At 72.9% G+C, this 16,431-nt stretch carries 12 protein-coding genes; 9 read left to right on the top strand and 3 right to left on the bottom strand.

Going from position 1 to position 16,431, the window contains the following annotated elements:
- Nucleotides 1-404: 404 nt before the first annotated feature.
- Together panD and AB0J12_RS10735 are read left to right on the top strand one after the other, a co-directional pair.
- The gene (gene panD, locus AB0J12_RS10740) at nucleotides 405-824 is read left to right on the top strand and encodes an aspartate 1-decarboxylase (RefSeq protein ID WP_361633522.1); all 420 of its coding nucleotides are present in this window, start codon (nucleotides 405-407) and stop codon (nucleotides 822-824) included.
- A 32-nt stretch (nucleotides 825-856) separates the two neighbouring features.
- The gene (locus AB0J12_RS10735; RefSeq protein WP_363263908.1) at nucleotides 857-1,201 is read left to right on the top strand and encodes a GNAT family N-acetyltransferase; all 345 of its coding nucleotides are present in this window, start codon (nucleotides 857-859) and stop codon (nucleotides 1,199-1,201) included.
- An 877-nt stretch (nucleotides 1,202-2,078) separates the two neighbouring features.
- Here AB0J12_RS10735 and gndA read toward each other — a convergent pair.
- Nucleotides 2,079-3,518, bottom strand: a complete 1,440-nt coding sequence (gndA, locus tag AB0J12_RS10730) for an NADP-dependent phosphogluconate dehydrogenase (RefSeq protein WP_363263907.1) — start codon at nucleotides 3,516-3,518, stop codon at nucleotides 2,079-2,081.
- A gap of 301 nt (nucleotides 3,519-3,819) precedes the next feature.
- Here gndA and AB0J12_RS10725 point away from each other — a divergent pair, with 301 nt between their 5' ends.
- A complete protein-coding gene (locus AB0J12_RS10725) occupies nucleotides 3,820-5,046 on the top strand; it encodes a transglycosylase family protein (protein WP_363263906.1) in 1,227 nt (408 codons plus the stop codon).
- Here AB0J12_RS10725 and AB0J12_RS10720 read toward each other — a convergent pair.
- Complete coding sequence (locus tag AB0J12_RS10720; RefSeq protein WP_363263905.1) at nucleotides 5,036-6,424, bottom strand: DMT family transporter; 1,389 nt, start codon at nucleotides 6,422-6,424, stop codon at nucleotides 5,036-5,038. The two genes, AB0J12_RS10725 and AB0J12_RS10720, sit on opposite strands and share 11 nt — an antisense overlap.
- Nucleotides 6,425-6,652: 228 nt before the next feature.
- On the opposite strand from AB0J12_RS10720, the gene AB0J12_RS10715 reads away from it, so the two are divergent.
- The 3 genes from AB0J12_RS10715 to glgC all read left to right on the top strand — a co-directional run bounded on the left by AB0J12_RS10715 (nucleotide 6,653) and on the right by glgC (nucleotide 9,919).
- Nucleotides 6,653-7,405, top strand: coding sequence for a (2Fe-2S)-binding protein (locus AB0J12_RS10715; protein WP_363263904.1), 753 nt, complete (start codon nucleotides 6,653-6,655; stop codon nucleotides 7,403-7,405).
- Nucleotides 7,406-7,475: 70 nt separating this feature from the next.
- On the top strand, nucleotides 7,476-8,648 hold the full coding sequence (gene glgA, locus AB0J12_RS10710) for a glycogen synthase (protein ID WP_363263903.1): 1,173 nt from the start codon (nucleotides 7,476-7,478) through the stop codon (nucleotides 8,646-8,648).
- 50 nt (nucleotides 8,649-8,698) lie between these two features.
- The gene (glgC, locus tag AB0J12_RS10705) at nucleotides 8,699-9,919 is read left to right on the top strand and encodes a glucose-1-phosphate adenylyltransferase (protein WP_363263902.1); all 1,221 of its coding nucleotides are present in this window, start codon (nucleotides 8,699-8,701) and stop codon (nucleotides 9,917-9,919) included.
- A 134-nt stretch (nucleotides 9,920-10,053) separates the two neighbouring features.
- On the opposite strand, the gene AB0J12_RS10700 is transcribed toward glgC, so the two are convergent.
- Nucleotides 10,054-10,437, bottom strand: coding sequence for a hypothetical protein (locus AB0J12_RS10700; protein WP_363263901.1), 384 nt, complete (start codon nucleotides 10,435-10,437; stop codon nucleotides 10,054-10,056).
- 200 nt (nucleotides 10,438-10,637) lie between these two features.
- Here AB0J12_RS10700 and AB0J12_RS10695 point away from each other — a divergent pair, with 200 nt between their 5' ends.
- The 3 genes from AB0J12_RS10695 (at nucleotide 10,638) to AB0J12_RS10685 (ending at nucleotide 16,419) form a co-directional block, all read left to right on the top strand.
- Nucleotides 10,638-13,253: a PA14 domain-containing protein gene (locus AB0J12_RS10695; protein WP_363263900.1), complete on the top strand. Its 2,616-nt coding sequence runs from the start codon at nucleotides 10,638-10,640 to the stop codon at nucleotides 13,251-13,253.
- 219 nt (nucleotides 13,254-13,472) lie between these two features.
- Complete coding sequence (locus AB0J12_RS10690) at nucleotides 13,473-14,822, top strand: wax ester/triacylglycerol synthase family O-acyltransferase (protein WP_363263899.1); 1,350 nt, start codon at nucleotides 13,473-13,475, stop codon at nucleotides 14,820-14,822.
- A 103-nt stretch (nucleotides 14,823-14,925) separates the two neighbouring features.
- Nucleotides 14,926-16,419, top strand: coding sequence for an SDR family NAD(P)-dependent oxidoreductase (locus AB0J12_RS10685; RefSeq protein WP_363263898.1), 1,494 nt, complete (start codon nucleotides 14,926-14,928; stop codon nucleotides 16,417-16,419).
- Nucleotides 16,420-16,431: the final 12 nt, after the last annotated feature.

Here is a 16,431-nt window from a genome sequence, read left to right as displayed (position 1 = left end):
GCGCCCATTCGGCACTCGGGATCCTTGATGGACCTTGGCCGCCTGTACCTGCTGGGTGGTATGGAGGCGCTCTGGCCAGCTGACCCCACGGCGGTGCGTGGTCCGGCTCCCGGTCGAGCGCCGCCGCCTCTGACTGCCCTCCAGGCCGCCCGAGTGACGGTCATCACGGATGCCCTTGAGGGGGTGCTGCGTAGGCTTGAGCCGTCGTCGCCGCGGGGGACGGGAGAGCGGGCGAAGCCCTCCTCCGGTCGCCTGACGATGCGTCAGCAAAGTCAGCAAGTGGTCAGCATGAGTCCTGAAAAACCTGGGGAAAGCTGCCCGAACGTGCGACTCGCTGTAGGGTGTGGAAACAGCCCTTGACCTGCAAAAACGCAGGCAGGGAGCCTACTTGTGGGAGTGCCCCGATGTTGCGTACCATGTTCAAGTCCAAGATCCACCGCGCCACCGTCACCCAGGCCGACCTGCACTACGTGGGATCCGTGACCATCGACGCCGATCTGCTCGACGCTGCCGATCTGCTGCCCGGTGAGCTGGTGCACATCGTCGACATCACCAACGGTGCGCGGCTCGAGACGTACGTCATCGAGGGGGAGCGCGGGTCCGGAGTGATCGGGATCAACGGGGCCGCCGCCCATCTCGTGCACCCCGGCGACCTGGTGATCATCATCAGCTACGCTCAGGTCACCGACGCCGAGGCGCGGGCGCTGACGCCGCGGGTGGTGCACGTGGACCAGGGCAACCGCATCGTGGCCCTGGGCGCGGACCCGTCGGAGCCGGTGCCGGGCTCGGACCAGGAGCGCAGCCCGCAGGCCGTCACGGCCTGACGCCGACCCGGGACCGAACACAGGAGCGTGCCATGAGCGACATCGAGATCCGCGACGACCGGGCCGCCGGCCGGCTGGAGGCCCTCGGCGACGGAGAGGTCGTCGGGCACATCGAGTACTTCGTGCTCGACGCCCCGCGCACCGCTCTGGTGCCGGTCCACACGATCGTCGAGCCCGCGCACGAGGGGAAGGGCATCGCCTCCTCCCTCGCGCGCGAGCTGTACGCCATCGCCGGGCGCGAGGGCGTTCCGGTCGCCCCTCTGTGCCCGTACGTCGTGAAGTGGGCCGCCAAGCATCCCGACGAGGCTCCGGCCGCCGACCCCGAGCTGCGCACCGCGGCGAAGGAATGGCTGGCCGCCCACCCCGGGCGGTTCTAGGCCGCCCGGTCCCCGAAAGGGGTGCTGCCTGTCGACGTTTGCGGTGACGCAGGTTGTTCGGCTGACGGGGCGTCCGGTCGGGGTGAGGGTGGTCCGGTAGGGGCGAGGGGGCGGGCGGTCCCGTCCGGTCGGGCAAGGGGCGGACCGGTCCAGGTACAGGCACCCTTCGCCCTCCCCCCCGACCCGCGCGGTGCGCCCCTGAGCCCGCGGCGGCCGGTCCGCGCGCCGGGCACCGGCGTTGGGCCATGCGGAGGGTGGGCCACGGCTCCACCGGGTGACTGGCCGCGCGGGCGCCGGGTACGCGGGGGAGTAGTCCAGAGCCACCGTCGACCGACTGGCCGGAGGACGCCATGACCGACCCGTACCACGACCCGGTGCATCCGGGCCCGACGCCCCGCCCGGAACCCCAGCAGCCGTACCCGGATCCGGTGTCGCCGCCGGATCCCTCACCGGCCCCCCAGCCGCCGGGCCCGGGACCCGAACCGACCCCGCAGCCGCCGGGGCCGGGACCCGAACCAACTCCCCAGCCGCCAGGACCGGGTCCGCAACCCACCCCCCAGCCCCCCGGCCCGCGACCCACCCCCCAGCCCCCGGGTCCGGGTCCGCAGCCCACGCCGCCACCGCCGCCGGGGCCCGGGCCGATCCCGCCTCCCGGGCCCGGCCCGAACCCGCAGCCGCCGGGCCCGAACCCGTTCCCGGAGCCGGACCCGTCCCCGATCCCGCCGGGCCCCGAACCGCTCCCCAACCCGGAGCCGGGTCCGCCCCTCACCTAGCTGAGCGGCTGTCCCAACCGGGTGGCCGTCCTGCCGTGCGGCGCGGCGGAGACGGGTGGCGCCTCCCGGGCAGCCCGCCACGCCGTGACCCCGGCCGCCGCCCCCTACGCCGTGACCTCCGACCGGTCCCCGCCCCACAGCGTGTGGAAGGAACCGCCGCGGTCCACCCGCCGGTAGGTGTGCGCGCCGAAGAAGTCGCGCTGGCCCTGGGTGAGGGCGGCCGGGAGGCGTTCGGCGCGCAGGGCGTCGTAGTAGGCGAGGGCCGCGGCGAATCCGGGGGTCGGCACGCCCTGGAGGGTCGCGGCGACCAGCACCTCGCGCCAGCTGTCCTGCGCGGCCGCGATCTCCCGCGCGAACGTCTCGTCGCTCAGCAGGCTCGGCAGGTCCGGCCGCGCGTCGTACGCCGCGCGGATGCGGTCCAGGAACGCCGCCCGGATGATGCAGCCGCCGCGCCAGATCGACGACACCGCGCCCAGGTCGATGTCCCAGCCGTACTCCTCGCTGCCCGCGGCCATCTCGTGGAAGCCCTGCGTGTACGACACGATCTTCGAGGCGTACAGCGCCTGCTCCACCCGGTCGGCGAAGGTGGCCGCGTCCGCCTTCGTCAGCGGCGACGCCTTCGGACCCGCCAGCTCGCGGGACGCGTCCCGCAGCGCCGCGTGCCCCGACAGCGACCGTGCGAAGACCGCCTCCGCGATGCCCGACACCGGCACGCCGAGATCGAGGGCGATCTGGACGGTCCAGCGCCCGGTGCCCTTCTGCTCGGCCTGGTCCACCACCACGTCCACGAACGGCTTGCCCGTGGCCGCGTCGACGTGCGCCAGCACCTCCGCCGTGATCTCGATCAGATACGAGTCGAGCCGGCCGGTGTTCCAGGTGCGGAAGATCTCCGCGATCTCGGCCGGCGTGTACCCGGCGACCTCGCGCAGCAGCTGGTACGCCTCGCCGATCAGCTGCATGTCGGCGTACTCGATGCCGTTGTGCACCATCTTCACGAAGTGCCCGGCACCGTCCGGACCGACGTGCGTCACGCACGGCGCCCCGTCCGCCGCCTTCGCGGAGATCTTCTCCAGCATCGGACCGAGGGAGTCGTACGACTCCGTCGAGCCGCCCGGCATGATGCTCGGCCCGTTCAGCGCGCCCTCCTCGCCGCCGGAGATGCCCGTGCCGACGAAGTGGATGCCCCGCTCGCGCAGCTCCCGCTCCCGGCGCCGGGTGTCCGCGAAGTGCGCGTTGCCACCGTCGATGATCATGTCACCGCGCTCCAGCAGCGGGGCGAACTCCTGGATCACCGCGTCCGTCGGCTCGCCCGCCTTCACCATGATCACCAGGCGGCGCGGCCGCTCCAGCGCGTCCACGAACTCCTTGGCGGTCTCGGTCGCGACGAAGTCGCCCTCGTGCCCGAACTCCTCCACCAGCGCGTGCGTCCGCGACGCCGTCCGGTTGTGCAGCGCCACCGCGTAGCCGTTGCGCGCGAAGTTACGGGCGAGATTGCGGCCCATCACCGCGAGTCCCGTGACACCGATCTGGGCTGAAGTGCTCATACCGCCTGCTCCCGAAGACATAGAAGACATGGGGAAAGGGTGGGGGGAGATCGTGCCGTTCCTGCCCGCCAGTATCGCCTCTCGACCATGCTGACGTGCCGGTACGCCGGCCGCACATCCGGCCGCGCCGCACCCTCGGTACGCACGGAAGGCACCCGGAGTCTCAGCCTCCGGCTCAACGCGCGGCGATTCCAGGCCACTTGGCGCCGACGGGAGGCCGAATCACTGCCTTGTCATGGCCTGTTCCCGGCGCCTACTGTGCCGCTCCTGACGCTCACGCGTGTCGAGGGGGGCTCCCAGCATGGCCGTACGCGGCCGGCACCGCCGGTACCAGCCGAACAGGATCAACCGCGCCTCGCTCACCGTCACGGCGGGCGGTGCGGGCATCGCCCTGCCGCTCATCGGCGCCGGTGCCGCGCACGCCGCCGACGTGAGCACCTGGAACAAGGTCGCCGCCTGTGAGTCCAGCGGCCACTGGAGCGTCAACACCGGCAACGGCTACTACGGCGGCCTGCAGTTCACCCAGTCCACCTGGGCGGCGTACGGCGGCACCGCATACGCCGCGCGCGCCGACCTCGCCACGCGGCGGCAGCAGATCGCCGTCGCCGAGGAGGTGCTCGACGGACAGGGCCCCGGCGCCTGGCCGGTGTGCTCGGTGCGCGCCGGGCTGACCAGGGGCGGTCCCGCACCCGACGTCCACCCGGACACCGCCCGAACCGCATCCCGGCCCGTGGAGCGCTCCGCCCAGCGGTCCGCCGAGCGGTCGGTACGCGATGTCCAGCCGCAGACCACGCCCCAGTCCCGTGCGGGCCGTACCGAGATGTACACGGTGATCCACGGCGACACCCTCTCCGGTATCGCCGAGTCCCAGCACGTGCCCGGCGGTTGGCAGCGGCTGTACGAGGCGAACCGGGCCACCGTCGGTGCCGACCCCGACCTCATCGTGCCGGGGCAGCGGCTGCGGGTGCACGGCGGCGGTGCGACGAAGGCCGCCCCGAAGAGCCACGGCCACGTCGGCAGCGCGGCGCCGGCGCAGAAAACCCCGGCCAAGAAGGCCCCGGTCAAGAAGACCCCGGCCAAGACCAGGCATGCCGTGCCCGAGCAGAGCCGGAAGGCCGGCGGTCACACCCTCGTCGCACCCGTCGGCGGCGGCATCGGCACGCCGTACCACGCGGCGGGCTCTTCGTGGTCGAAGGGCTACCACACCGGCGTCGACTTCCCCGTGCCGACCGGCACGTCCGTACGGGCCGTCGGCTCGGGCGAGGTCGTGGACGCGGGGTGGGGCGGGTCGTTCGGCTACCAGGTGGTGATCCGGCACGCGGACGGCCGCTACACCCAGTACGCGCACCTGTCGGCGATCTCCGTGCGGGCGGGGCAGTCCGTCGGTGGCGGTCAGCGCATCGGCCGTACCGGCTCCACCGGGAACAGCACCGGTCCGCACCTGCACTTCGAGGTCCGCACGGGACCCGGCTTCGGGACGGACGTGGATCCGCTGGCGTATCTGCGGGCCGGCGGGGTCAGGATCTGACCCGGGTCCGATGCCGGTCCGGCACCAGGACCGGCGCGCCCGGCACCAGCACCGGGACGCAGGGGCTGACGTAGAGCGGGGCGCAGACGTACAGCACCTCGTCCGCCCCGCTCGCCGCCTCCCCGCCCCGGTACGTCACCGAACGCCCGCCGGAACCCGCCGGCACCACGGGAACGGTCCGCACCACGTCCTGCGCGGGCACGACGACCACGACGGGAACCTCCACGGACACCGGTTCCAGCACCGGCACGTCCACTGCACCCGCGTCCGTCTGGGACAGCGCCGCCGCCTCCACGGGGACAGCTCCGCGCACCGCCACGTCCACCGCATCCGCGTCCGCCCCGGAAAGTGCCGCCGCCTCCGCCGGAACCGGTCCGGGCACCGCCACGTCCACTGCACCCGCGTCCGTCTGGGACAGCGCCGCCGCCTCCACCGGGACAGCTCCACGCACTGGTACGTCCACCGCACCCGCGTCCGCCGCCCCGGACAGCGCCGCCACCTCCGTCCCAGAACGCACCGCCGCCCCCTGCGTCCCTGAGGCCCCCGCCGTCTCCGCCAGCCGCTCCGTCGTCAGCAGGATCAGCCCGCCCGCCGCGAGGACTCCGCATCCCAGCGCCAGCACCGTGCCCGCCGTGCCGTGGCGGAAGGTCTCGCCGAACATCGTGATGCCCACCGCCGCCGCGACCACCGGGTTCACCACCGTCAGCGTGGCCAGCGGCGCGGTCAGACCGGCGCCCCGGTAGGAGGCCTGGGACAGCAGGACACCCGCGCACGCGAACACGCCGATGACCGCCAGCGACGGCACCTCGGACATCGCCGGGCCGCCGGTGAGGTCCACGGCGACGGTCTTGGTGAACACCGAGGACATGCCGAACGCCACGCCGGCGGCGGTCGCCAGCAGCGCGCCGCGCACCGCCGGATGCCGTTGCGCGGCCCTGCCCGCCACCATCAGCGCGGCGACCGCGCCGACGGCCACCAGCGCGGTGCTCACGCGCTGCGCCGTGTCCAGCGACTGCGCCGCCGACATCCCGACCAGCGCCAGCAGGCCCGCCAGACCGGCCGTGGCCATGATCGCGCCCCGCCAGGCGGTCGCCCCGGCCCGGCGGCCGACGAACAGGGCCGCCATGGGCAGCGCCAGCACGATCGTGAGCGCGCCGAGCGGCTGCACCAGGCTGAGCGGGCCGTACGCGAGCGCCACCACGTGCAGCAGACCGCCGAGGGCGTTCAGCGCCAGCGCCCCCCACCAGGCGGGCCGGCGCAGCGGCGCGTAGCTTTCGCCGGGGTCGGTCGCGGCGACCCGCTCCTGCACGATCGCCCCCGCCGCGTAGGCGACGGCCGAAACGAGCGACAGCAGGACGGACAACGCGAGGGCGCTCATGAGCGGCTCCTTCGCGGAAGGCGGGGCTTCCGGCCCCGGCGCGACGAACGGTCGGCTGGCATGTGCAACACGATGCCCCGCCGGCGTGTTCCCCGTCGTCGTCCCTGAGCACGCAATGCTTCCTACTGCCGATGGAGTACGACCCGTCTCCGGTCATCCCTCAGGGGGGTGACACGGGCCGTGACCCGGTGATCACGGCTCCGGACGCCCTTGGTACTACTGCTGCTCGTGGACCTCGACCCCGAACTCGCCGCGCTCCGCCCGCTCGGCGGCTTCTTCCTCCTGCGCGTGGCCGGACCCGAGCACCGGGCGCTGCCCACCCTCGCGGACGCCTACGGAAGCGGAGGGCCGCAGGGCCGGCCGGATCCGCTCGACGTGCGGGTGCGCAGGGTCGCGGACGGTATCCGCGCGCCCGAAGCGCGGGTCGCGGCGTCCATCGCCCACCAGGGGCTGGCGGCCCGGCTCTGGTCCGTCGCCCTCGGCTGCGCCGCGCTGTACGGCAGCCTCCCCGACCTGGACCCGCGGCTGCTGCGCTGGGACCCGGAGGGCAGCGCCCCCGACGACCTGTGGCTGACGCGGGTACGCCCGGGCACGGACCTCGCCCGTGCCGTCCTGGACGCTCACCTGCACCCGCTCGCCGCAGCCCTGCGCGCCCGCCACCGCCTCGCCCCCGGCCTGCTGCGCGGCAACGCGGCCTCCGCGCTGGCCGGCGCCGGCCGGCAGCTGCAGCGCTGGGCGCTCGCCCACGACCGTCCCGGCACCGCGGCACGCGCCCGCACCCTGACCGCCGCCCTGCTCACCCATCCGGACCTCGCCGGCGCCGGCACCCTGACGGACCCCGCGACCGGCGCCCCGAGCGGCCCCCAGGCGTTCCGTCGGCGCAGTTGCTGCCTGTACTACCGGGTGCCCGGCGGAGGCGTGTGTGGTGACTGTTGCTTCCCGAGGCCCCCGCGCTCTTCCCCACGCGCCCCGTCTGGGTGACCATGAAGGTGACCGGTGACCGACAAGGTGACCGCGATGGCAACAGCCGCCGAATACAGGGGGTCGACGGGTGCGAGTGGGACTGCTGACCCGGGAGTACCCCCCGGACGTGTACGGCGGCGCCGGCGTCCACGTGGAGTTCCTGGCCCGCGAACTGGCGCCCCTGGTCGATCTCGACGTGCACTGCTGGGGCGAGGGCTCGTCGGCGGACAAGGCGGCCGGCATCCAGCGGCACCGCCCCTGGTCCCGCCTCGACGACGCCAACGACGCGCTGCGCACCTTCTCCGTGGACCTGTCGATGGCCGCCGCCCTGCGGGGCCGCGACCTGGTCCACTCGCACACCTGGTACGCCAACCTCGGCGGCCACCTCGCCAAGATGCTGTACGGCGTCCCGCACGTGGTGACCGCGCACTCGCTGGAGCCGCTGCGCCCCTGGAAGGCCGAGCAGCTCGGCGGCGGATACGCGCTCTCCGGCTGGGCCGAGCGCACCGCCATCGAGGCCGCCGACGCGGTGATCGCCGTCTCCGGCGCCATGCGCGAGGACATCCTCGCCTGCTATCCGGCGCTCGATCCGGCCCGGGTGCACATCGTCCACAACGGCATCGACACCGCGCTGTACCGGCCCGACCCCGGCACCGACGCCCTCGCCCGGGCCGGCGTCGACCCGCACCGCCCCTACGTGCTGTTCGTCGGCCGCATCACCCGGCAGAAGGGCGTCCCGCATCTGCTGCGGGCCGTGCGGGACATCGACCCGGGCGCGCAGGTCGTGCTGTGCGCGGGCGCGCCGGACACTCCGGAGATCGACCGGGAGTTCCGCACCCTGTACGAGGAGCTGAGCGCCGTACGCGACGGGGTGCACTGGATCCCGCGCATGCTGCCGCGCCCCGAGGTGATCCAGCTGCTCACGCACGCGGCGGCGTTCGTCTGCCCGTCGGTGTACGAGCCCCTGGGCATCGTGAACCTGGAGGCGATGGCCTGCGGCACCCCCGTGGTCGCCTCCCGGGTCGGCGGCATCCCCGAGGTCGTCGAGGACGGCGAGACCGGGGTACTCGTCGACGTGGACGAAGACTTCGAGTCGAGCCTCGCCCGCGCGCTGGACCGGGTCCTCGCGGATCCGGCGGCCGCCCGGCGGATGGGTGAGGCGGGACGGGAGCGGGCGGTCACACAGTTCGGCTGGGACGCGGTCGCGCGGCGCACCGTACGGCTCTACGAGGAGATTCTCGGCGGCACCAAACAGGCGTAACGCGCCCTGACCAGGGGCAGGGATCCGTCAACCAGGTGAGGGGAGCGGCCATGCGTCGTGGTGGTCCTTCGGTGCTCGGCATCGTGCTTGCGGGCGGAGAGGGCAAGCGCCTGATGCCCCTGACCGCCGATCGCGCCAAACCGGCGGTCACCTTCGGCGGGACGTACCGCCTCGTCGACTTCGTGCTGTCCAACCTCGTCAACGGCGACATCCTGCGCATCTGCGTGCTGATCCAGTACAAGTCGCACTCACTGGACCGGCACATCACCACGACCTGGCGGATGTCCAGCCTGCTCGGCAACTACGTCACCCCCGTCCCCGCCCAGCAGCGCCTCGGCCCCCGCTGGTACCTGGGCAGCGCCGACGCGATCCTGCAGTCGCTGAACCTCATCCACGACGAGCAGCCGGAGTACGTCGCCGTCTTCGGCGCCGACCACGTCTACCGGATGGACCCGCGGCAGATGCTGGCCCAGCACATCGAGGGCGGCGCGGGCGTCACGGTGGCCGGGATCCGGGTGCCGCGCAGCGAGTCCGCGTCGTTCGGCGTGATCACGCCCGGCTCGGACGGCCGCACGGTCCACCGCTTCCTGGAGAAGCCCGCCGATCCGCCGGGTCTCGCGGACGACCCCGCGTGCGTGTTCGCCTCGATGGGCAACTACATCTTCACCACCAAGGCGCTGATCGAGGCCCTGCACCGGGACGCCGAGGACGAACACTCCGTGCACGACATGGGCGGCTCGATCCTGCCCCAGCTCACCGAGCGCGGGGAGGCGCAGCTGTACGACTTCAGCGACAACCACGTCCCCGGCGAGACCAGCCGCGACCAGGGCTACTGGCGGGACGTGGGCACCCTGGACGCGTACTACGAGGCGCACATGGACCTCATCGCCGAGCGGCCGGCGTTCAACCTGTACAACCGGCAGTGGCCCATCTACACGCACTCCAGCGACCTGTCCCCGGCCCGCTTCAACGCCGGCGGCATAGCGGGCGAGTCGATCATCAGCGCGGGCTGCCTGATCCGCGGCCAGGTGACCCGCTCCGTGCTGTCCCCGGGTGTCGTCGTCGACCCGGGCGCGGTGGTGCAGGGGTCGGTACTGCACGACAACGTGCACATCGGCCGGGGTGCGATCGTGCGCGGCGCGATCCTCGACAAGAACGTCGAGGTCCCGCCGGGCGCGACGATCGGCGTCAACCCGAGCCGGGACGCGGAGCTGTACACCGTCTCCAAGAGCGGGGTGATCGCCCTCGGGAAGGGCCAGCGGGTGTCGTAGGGGGCGTCTCGACGGCCATGCCGGGCTCGCGACGCCCTGATCCTGGTCCGATCGCGAGACACGCCCGGGGGCTTACGGGGGGGCGCTGCGCCGACATCGCCCCGCCCGGCACGGCGGCGGAGCGCGGCCTTGCGTCAGCCGGACGCCCGCATCGCCTCAAAGTTCTTCATGATCGTCTCGGACGTGCGGCTCATCTCCTCCGACGGGCTGATCTGGAGGTACTCGGTGCCCGGCTGGGTATGCACGGGCACATGCCCGGCGGGGGCGTAGAAGGCGTCCCCCGCCAGGTACACCTCGTCGTGGTCCGCGTAGTGGAACGTGAGCTCGCCCTGGAAGACATACCCCCAGTGCGGGCACTGGCAGCGGTCGTCGGGCAGGCCCTTGAGCAGCGGACGGTGGTCGACGTCCTCGCGGAACGTCAGAAAGTCCACCGTGTATTCGGCGAGCGCCTCGGAACGGTCCACGACCGGTCCGAAGTCGCCGCCCTGGGTGGCCGTCTCCCTGGAAACTTTCGGCATCTGTGTCGCCTTCTTCCACGAGCAGGGCTTCACCTCATTGTGCGCGCCGCCCTCGGGTCCCGGCACCCCGTGCGATTGTCATGTCCCTGGACGGGGAGCGGATTCCGTGCTGTCATGCCAACGACCGCCATTACAACGATGTAAAAGCGCGGTCGCACGATGCGACGAGCCGTCACCCGCCTTCCCCCGAAGGAGGATTCATGCGCACCGGACGCCTCAGAACGACACTCGCCCTCCTGTTCGCCACGGCCCTGGGACTCGCCGGGCCGGCCGCGGCCCCGGACGCCGTCGCGGCCCCCGCCGCAGGCGCGGCCGAGGTCCACGGACTCAAGGGCGAGTACTACACCCAGTCCGCCCCCGGAGCCTTCGACTTCCACGAGCTGAAGGCCACCGGGTTCGACCCCGCCCTCGACTTCGACGATCTCGAACCGCGCCTGAAGTTCACCACCGGGCAGTCGGACGACGTCAGCGTCCGCTGGACCGGCAGACTCGTCCCCGCGAAGTCAGGCCCCCACACCTTCTCGATCACCGGCGACAACGGCTTCCGCCTGTGGGTCGGAGGCCGCCTCGCCATCGACCACTGGGTGGACGACTGGGACCGCGAACAGACCTCCGCACCCGTGGAGTTGACCGCCGGCCAGGCCTACGACCTCAAGGTCGAGTACTTCGAGCACTTCGGCGGCTCCAACCTGCACCTGCGCTGGACCGAGCCCGGCGGCGCCAAGGAGGCCGTACCGCAGTCGGTCCTGCGCCTGCCCGACGGCTTCGACTATGACGGCGCGACCGCCGCCACCGTACTCCCCGACGGCCGCACCCTGAAGCTGGACTTCGCCCAGTCCCTGGCCGCGCCTCCGGCCGGCTTCACCGGTCACCTGAAGGTGGTCATCGGCGGCGCCGCGTGGCCGCTGGGGGCCGCACGGCCCGACCCGGGCGACCCCCGGGCCCTGCTCGTCGCACTCGAGCAGCCCGTCGTCGGCAACAGGACCGGCACCGCCCGCGGCACCGCCGACGTCCGCTACGACGGAGCGGGCGGGCTGACCGACACCGACGGCAACGTTGTCACAGCGTTCTGGAGCAGCGGCGCCAACCGCTCGACGTACGAGCTGCGCACCCCCTGGGCCGACCAGGTCGACCCGGCGCACCCGCTCGACGACTACCCGCGGCCCCAGCTCACCCGTGACGCCTGGCTGAACCTCAACGGCCGCTGGCAGTTCGCCGGGGCGAAGGCGGGGGAGCGGCCGCCCACCGGCCGCGACCTGCCCGAGCGGATCACCGTGCCCTACCCGGTCGAGTCGCAGCTGTCCGGCCTGGAACGGCACGAGGACCGCATGTGGTACCGCCGCACCTTCACCGTCCCGCCCGACTGGCGCGTCGGCTCCGGCCGGCGGCTCCAGCTGAACTTCGGCGCAGTCGACTGGCAGGCCGAGGTGTATGTCAACGGCCGCCGGGTCACCGAACACCGCGGCGGGTACGACAAGTTCAACGCCGACATCACCGACGCGCTGAAGCCCGGCCGCACCCAGGAGCTCATCGTCGGCGTGTACGACCCGACGGACGCCGCCGACCGGGAGAACCCGCCGCTGGGCAAGCAGCGCCTCGACCCGAGCGGCATCTGGTACACCCCGACCTCCGGCATCTGGCAGACCGTGTGGCTGGAACCGGTCGCCCCCGACCACGTCGACGCCCTCAAGCTCACCCCCGACCTCACGCGCGGCACGCTCACCGTCGAGCCGCAGGGGGTGCGCGCCGGCGTCCCGGTCACGGCGACGGCGTACGCCCACGGCCGCAGGGTCGCCACGGCGCACGGCACTGCCGGCGCCCCGCTGACCCTCACGATCCGCGACCCGCACCTGTGGACCCCCGACGACCCGTTCCTGTACGACCTGAGGCTGACCGTCGGCGCCGACCGCGTCGGCAGCTACTTCGGGATGCGCTCCATCGGCGTCCAGACGATCGACGGCGTGCCCCGCACGGTCCTCAACGGCAAGCCGGTCTACCTGATGGCCACCCTCGACCAGGGTTTCTGGCCGGACGGCCTGTACACCGCGCCCACCGACGAGGCCCTGGCCTACGACCTGAAGGTCCACAAGCGGCTCGGGTTCAACTCCGTGCGCAAGCACATCAAGGTCGAGCCCGACCGCTGGTTCTACTGGACCGACCGGCTCGGCCTGCTGGTCTGGCAGGACATGCCCGCCATGACGGCCGGCGTGGACCCGGGCGCGGCGGCCCGCGCCGAGTACGAGCGCGAGATGAAGCAGGTCATCGACGAGCACGTCTCCAGCCCGTCGGTGATCATGTGGGTCACCTTCAACGAGGGCTGGGGCCAGTACGACGAGGCCCGCATCGCCGACCAGGCCAAGGCGTGGGACCCGACCCGGCTGGTCAACGGCATGTCGGGGCTCAACCTCGGCCGCGACGGCGGCACCGGCGACGTGATGGACGAACACGGCTACCCCAGCCCCGCCCTGCCGCCGCACCCCGACAGCGAACGCGCCCTGCTCAGCGGCGAGTACGGCGGCCTCGGCCTCGCGGTGCCGGGCCACGCCTGGCCGGTGCAGCAGTCCTACGTCGATGTCGACCCGGCGGCGTACACCGACGACTACCTGGCGAAGCTCGCGGAGGTCCACGTCCTCGCCTGCAAGGGCGGCAACGGCGCCGTGTACACACAGATCACCGATGTCGAGGGTGAGCTGAACGGGCTGCTCACCTACGACCGCCGGGTGCTCAAGCCGGACGCCGACCGGCTGGCCGCCGCACACCGGGCGCTGATCCATGACGCGTCCCGGGCGACCGTGGCCGGCTGCCCGGCGTCCTGACCGCCGCCCCCGGACGGCCCGCGGCCGTCCGGGTGGGGTGCGGGGGAGACTGCGGAGCACTCCGCACCGAACCGACCTCATGTCCCATGAGTCCCACCCGTCACTCGAAGGGTGGGACTTAATCTGCTGTTAACTGTACGTAGCCTGATCGTACTTGACCGTAATCGGGTGCAGGGGTTTGACTGCTGACTCATCGGTCCGTCGACGCGAGGCAAGCCCTTGACTTCTGATCTGCTCGCACCCCTCGATCTGGCGTTCTGGAACATCGAGTCCGCCGAGCACCCCATGCACCTGGGCGCCCTCGGTGTCTTCTCCGCCCACTCGCCGACCGCGGGAGCGCACGCGGCCGATCTGCTCGCCGCGCGCGCCGCGGCCGTGCCCGGGCTGCGCATGCGGATCCGCGACGTCTGGCAGCCGTTGCGGGCCCGCTCGCCGTTCTCCTTCGGCGGAGCCGTCCGCGAAGGCGTGCCGGACTTCGACCCGCTCGACCACATCCGGCTGCACGCCCCCACCGCCGACTTCCACGCCGAGGCCGGCCGGCTCATGGAGCGGCCGCTGGACCGCGACCGGCCTCCGTGGGAGGCGCATGTGCTGCCCGGCGCCGACGGGGTGTCGTTCGCGGTGCTGTTCAAGTTCCACCACGCCCTGGCCGACGGGCTGCGGGCGCTCGGCCTGGCCGCCGCCATCCTCGACCCCGTCGAGATGCCCGAGCCCCGGCCCCGGCCCGCTCAGCCGCCGCGCGAACTGCTGCCCGACGTGCGCCGGCTGCCCTCGTTGGTGCGTGGCGCGGTGTCCGGTGCGCTGTCCGACGTCGGCCGCGCCCTCGACATCGGCGCCTCGGTGGCCGCGTCCACGCTCGCCATGCGCAGCACGCCCGCGCTGACCGCCGAGCCGTCGGGCACCCGGCGCACCGCCGGAGTGGTCCTCGACCTGGACGACGTGCACCGTATCCGCAAGGCCGTCGGCGGCACCGTCAACGACGTACTGATCGCGGTCGTCGCCGGCGCCCTGCGCACCTGGCTCGACGAGCGCGGCGACGGCAGCGAGGGCGTCGCGCCCCGCGCTCTGATCCCGGTTTCCAAGCGCCGCCCGCGCACCGCCCACCCGCAGGGCAACCGGCTCTCCGGGTATCTGATACGGCTCCCGGTCGGCGAGAGCGACCCGCTGGGCCGGCTCGCCGCGGTCCGCGTCGCCATGGACCGCAACAAGGACGCCGGCCCGGGCCGGGGCGCCGGGGCGGTCGCGCTGCTCGCCGACCACGTCCCGGCGCTCGGTCACCGGCTCGGCGGGCCGCTGGTCTCGCAGGCCGCCAGGTTGTGGTTCGACATCCTGGTGACCAGCGTGCCGCTGCCCAGCCTGAGCCTGAAGCTCGGCGGAAACCCGCTCACCGCGGTGCACCCGCTCGCGCCGCTGGCCCGCGGTCAGTCCCTGGCGGTCGCGGTCTCGACGTATCAGGGCCGGGTCCACTACGGCCTCGTCGCCGACGCCGAGGCGGTACCGGATCTCGACCGGTTCGCGGCGGCGCTGACCCGGGAGGTGGAGACGCTGCTCACAGCGTGCGAAGACTGAGCCCGCGCGTTTGGTTTCCGGGTGCGGCGCTCCGTTAGAATTCCGCGTTCGACAGCGGGCGCGGTTGGAGCGCCGCGGGACCAGACCAGGGATCGGCAGCGCGATGACGGTGACAGAGGACGGCTCGACGACCACGGACGAGGTGGTGTACGGGCCCGGCATCGACCCCGAGCGACTGGCCGTGTGCCTGAGCGTGCTGGAGGAGCTCGACCGGATCGACGTCGACCACCCCGACGCGATCGCGGTGCGCCGGGCCACCTCGCACATCTACCGCACGGTCAAGCAGCGCCGCCGCCAGGAGCGCCGCGCCGCCAAGACCGCCCACGACCGCGCCGTCACCGAGGCCACCGCCACCGGTTCCGCCGAGCGCATCGACGACGAGACCGAGGGCATCCTGCCGTCCTCCAAGGTCGAGGCCGGCCGGATCGCGGGGATACTCCAGCGCCCCCGCTCCTGCTACACCTGCAAGAAGCGCTACGTCGAGGTCGACTACTTCTACCACCAGCTGTGCCAGGAGTGCGCCGCGCTGAACCGCACCAGGCGCGACGCGCGCGCCGACCTCACCGGGAAGCGGGCCCTGCTCACCGGCGGCCGCGCCAAGATCGGCATGTACATCGCGCTGCGCCTGCTGCGCGACGGCGCCCACACGACGATCACCACCCGCTTCCCCAAGGACGCCATCCGCCGCTTCAAGGCGATGGAGGACTCGGCGGACTGGCTGCACCGCCTCGACGTCGTCGGCATCGACCTGCGCGACCCGGCGCAGGCCGTGTCCCTGGCCGAGCAGGTCGCCGAGGCCGGACCGCTCGACATCCTGATCAACAACGCGACGCAGACCGTGCGCCGCCTGCCCTCGGCCTACGCGGCACTCGTCGAGGGCGAGAGCGCCCCGCTGCCCGCGGGCGAACTCCCCGCCCACCACGTGATCGGCGCCTTCAACTCCGGCGCGGTCGACGGCATCGCGGCACTGCCCATCGGCGCCAGCGGTCTGGACGCGCAGAAGGTCGCCGACCTCGCCCTCGTCGCGGGCAACGCCAGCGTCGCCCGGCACCTGGACGGCACCGCCATCGACGCCGGCGGTCTCGTCCCGGACGTCGTCGACACCAACACCTGGGTGCAGACCATCGACCAGATCTCCCCGGTCGAGCTGCTCGAGACCCAGCTGTGCAACTACACGTCCCCGTTCATCCTGATCAGCGCGTTGCGCCCGGCGATGGCGGACGCCGCGAAGAAGGCGGCCAGCGGCCGGGCGTACGTGGTGAACGTCTCCGCGATGGAGGGCGTCTTCAGCCGCGGCTACAAGGGAGCCGGGCACCCCAACACCAACGCCGCGAAGGCCGCCATGAACATGGTCACGCGGACCAGCGCCCAGGAGATGTTCGACGCCGACGGCATCCTCATGACCTCCGTCGACACCGGCTGGATCACCGACGAGCGCCCGCACTACGACAAGCTGCGCCTCGCCGAGGCCGGTTTCCACGCGCCGCTCGACCTGGTCGACGGTGCGGCCCGGGTCTACGACCCGATCGTGCGCGGCGAGGCGGGCGAGGACCTGTACGGCGTCTTCCTGAAGGACTACGCGCCCGGCAAGTGGTGACAGCGCGTCCCT

This window comes from Streptomyces sp. NPDC049915 (assembly GCF_040656475.1).
In the GTDB taxonomy this organism is placed as follows: Bacteria; Actinomycetota; Actinomycetes; order Streptomycetales; family Streptomycetaceae; genus Streptomyces.
Note: the sequence above shows the minus strand (reverse complement) of the source record. Positions and strands in the feature narration are given on the sequence as shown.

What these genes read in the sequence shown, in the direction of transcription:
- panD (WP_361633522.1), top strand. Translation starts at nt 405, where the DNA reads ATGTTGCGTACCATGTTCAAGTCCAAGATCCACCGCGCCACCGTCACC.
- AB0J12_RS10735 (WP_363263908.1), top strand. Translation starts at nt 857, where the DNA reads ATGAGCGACATCGAGATCCGCGACGACCGGGCCGCCGGCCGGCTGGAG.
- gndA (WP_363263907.1), bottom strand. Translation starts at nt 3,518, where the DNA reads ATGAGCACTTCAGCCCAGATCGGTGTCACGGGACTCGCGGTGATGGGC.
- AB0J12_RS10725 (WP_363263906.1), top strand. Translation starts at nt 3,820, where the DNA reads ATGGCCGTACGCGGCCGGCACCGCCGGTACCAGCCGAACAGGATCAAC.
- AB0J12_RS10720 (WP_363263905.1), bottom strand. Translation starts at nt 6,424, where the DNA reads ATGAGCGCCCTCGCGTTGTCCGTCCTGCTGTCGCTCGTTTCGGCCGTC.
- glgC (WP_363263902.1), top strand. Translation starts at nt 8,699, where the DNA reads ATGCGTCGTGGTGGTCCTTCGGTGCTCGGCATCGTGCTTGCGGGCGGA.
- AB0J12_RS10700 (WP_363263901.1), bottom strand. Translation starts at nt 10,437, where the DNA reads ATGCCGAAAGTTTCCAGGGAGACGGCCACCCAGGGCGGCGACTTCGGA.
- AB0J12_RS10695 (WP_363263900.1), top strand. Translation starts at nt 10,638, where the DNA reads ATGCGCACCGGACGCCTCAGAACGACACTCGCCCTCCTGTTCGCCACG.
- AB0J12_RS10685 (WP_363263898.1), top strand. Translation starts at nt 14,926, where the DNA reads ATGACGGTGACAGAGGACGGCTCGACGACCACGGACGAGGTGGTGTAC.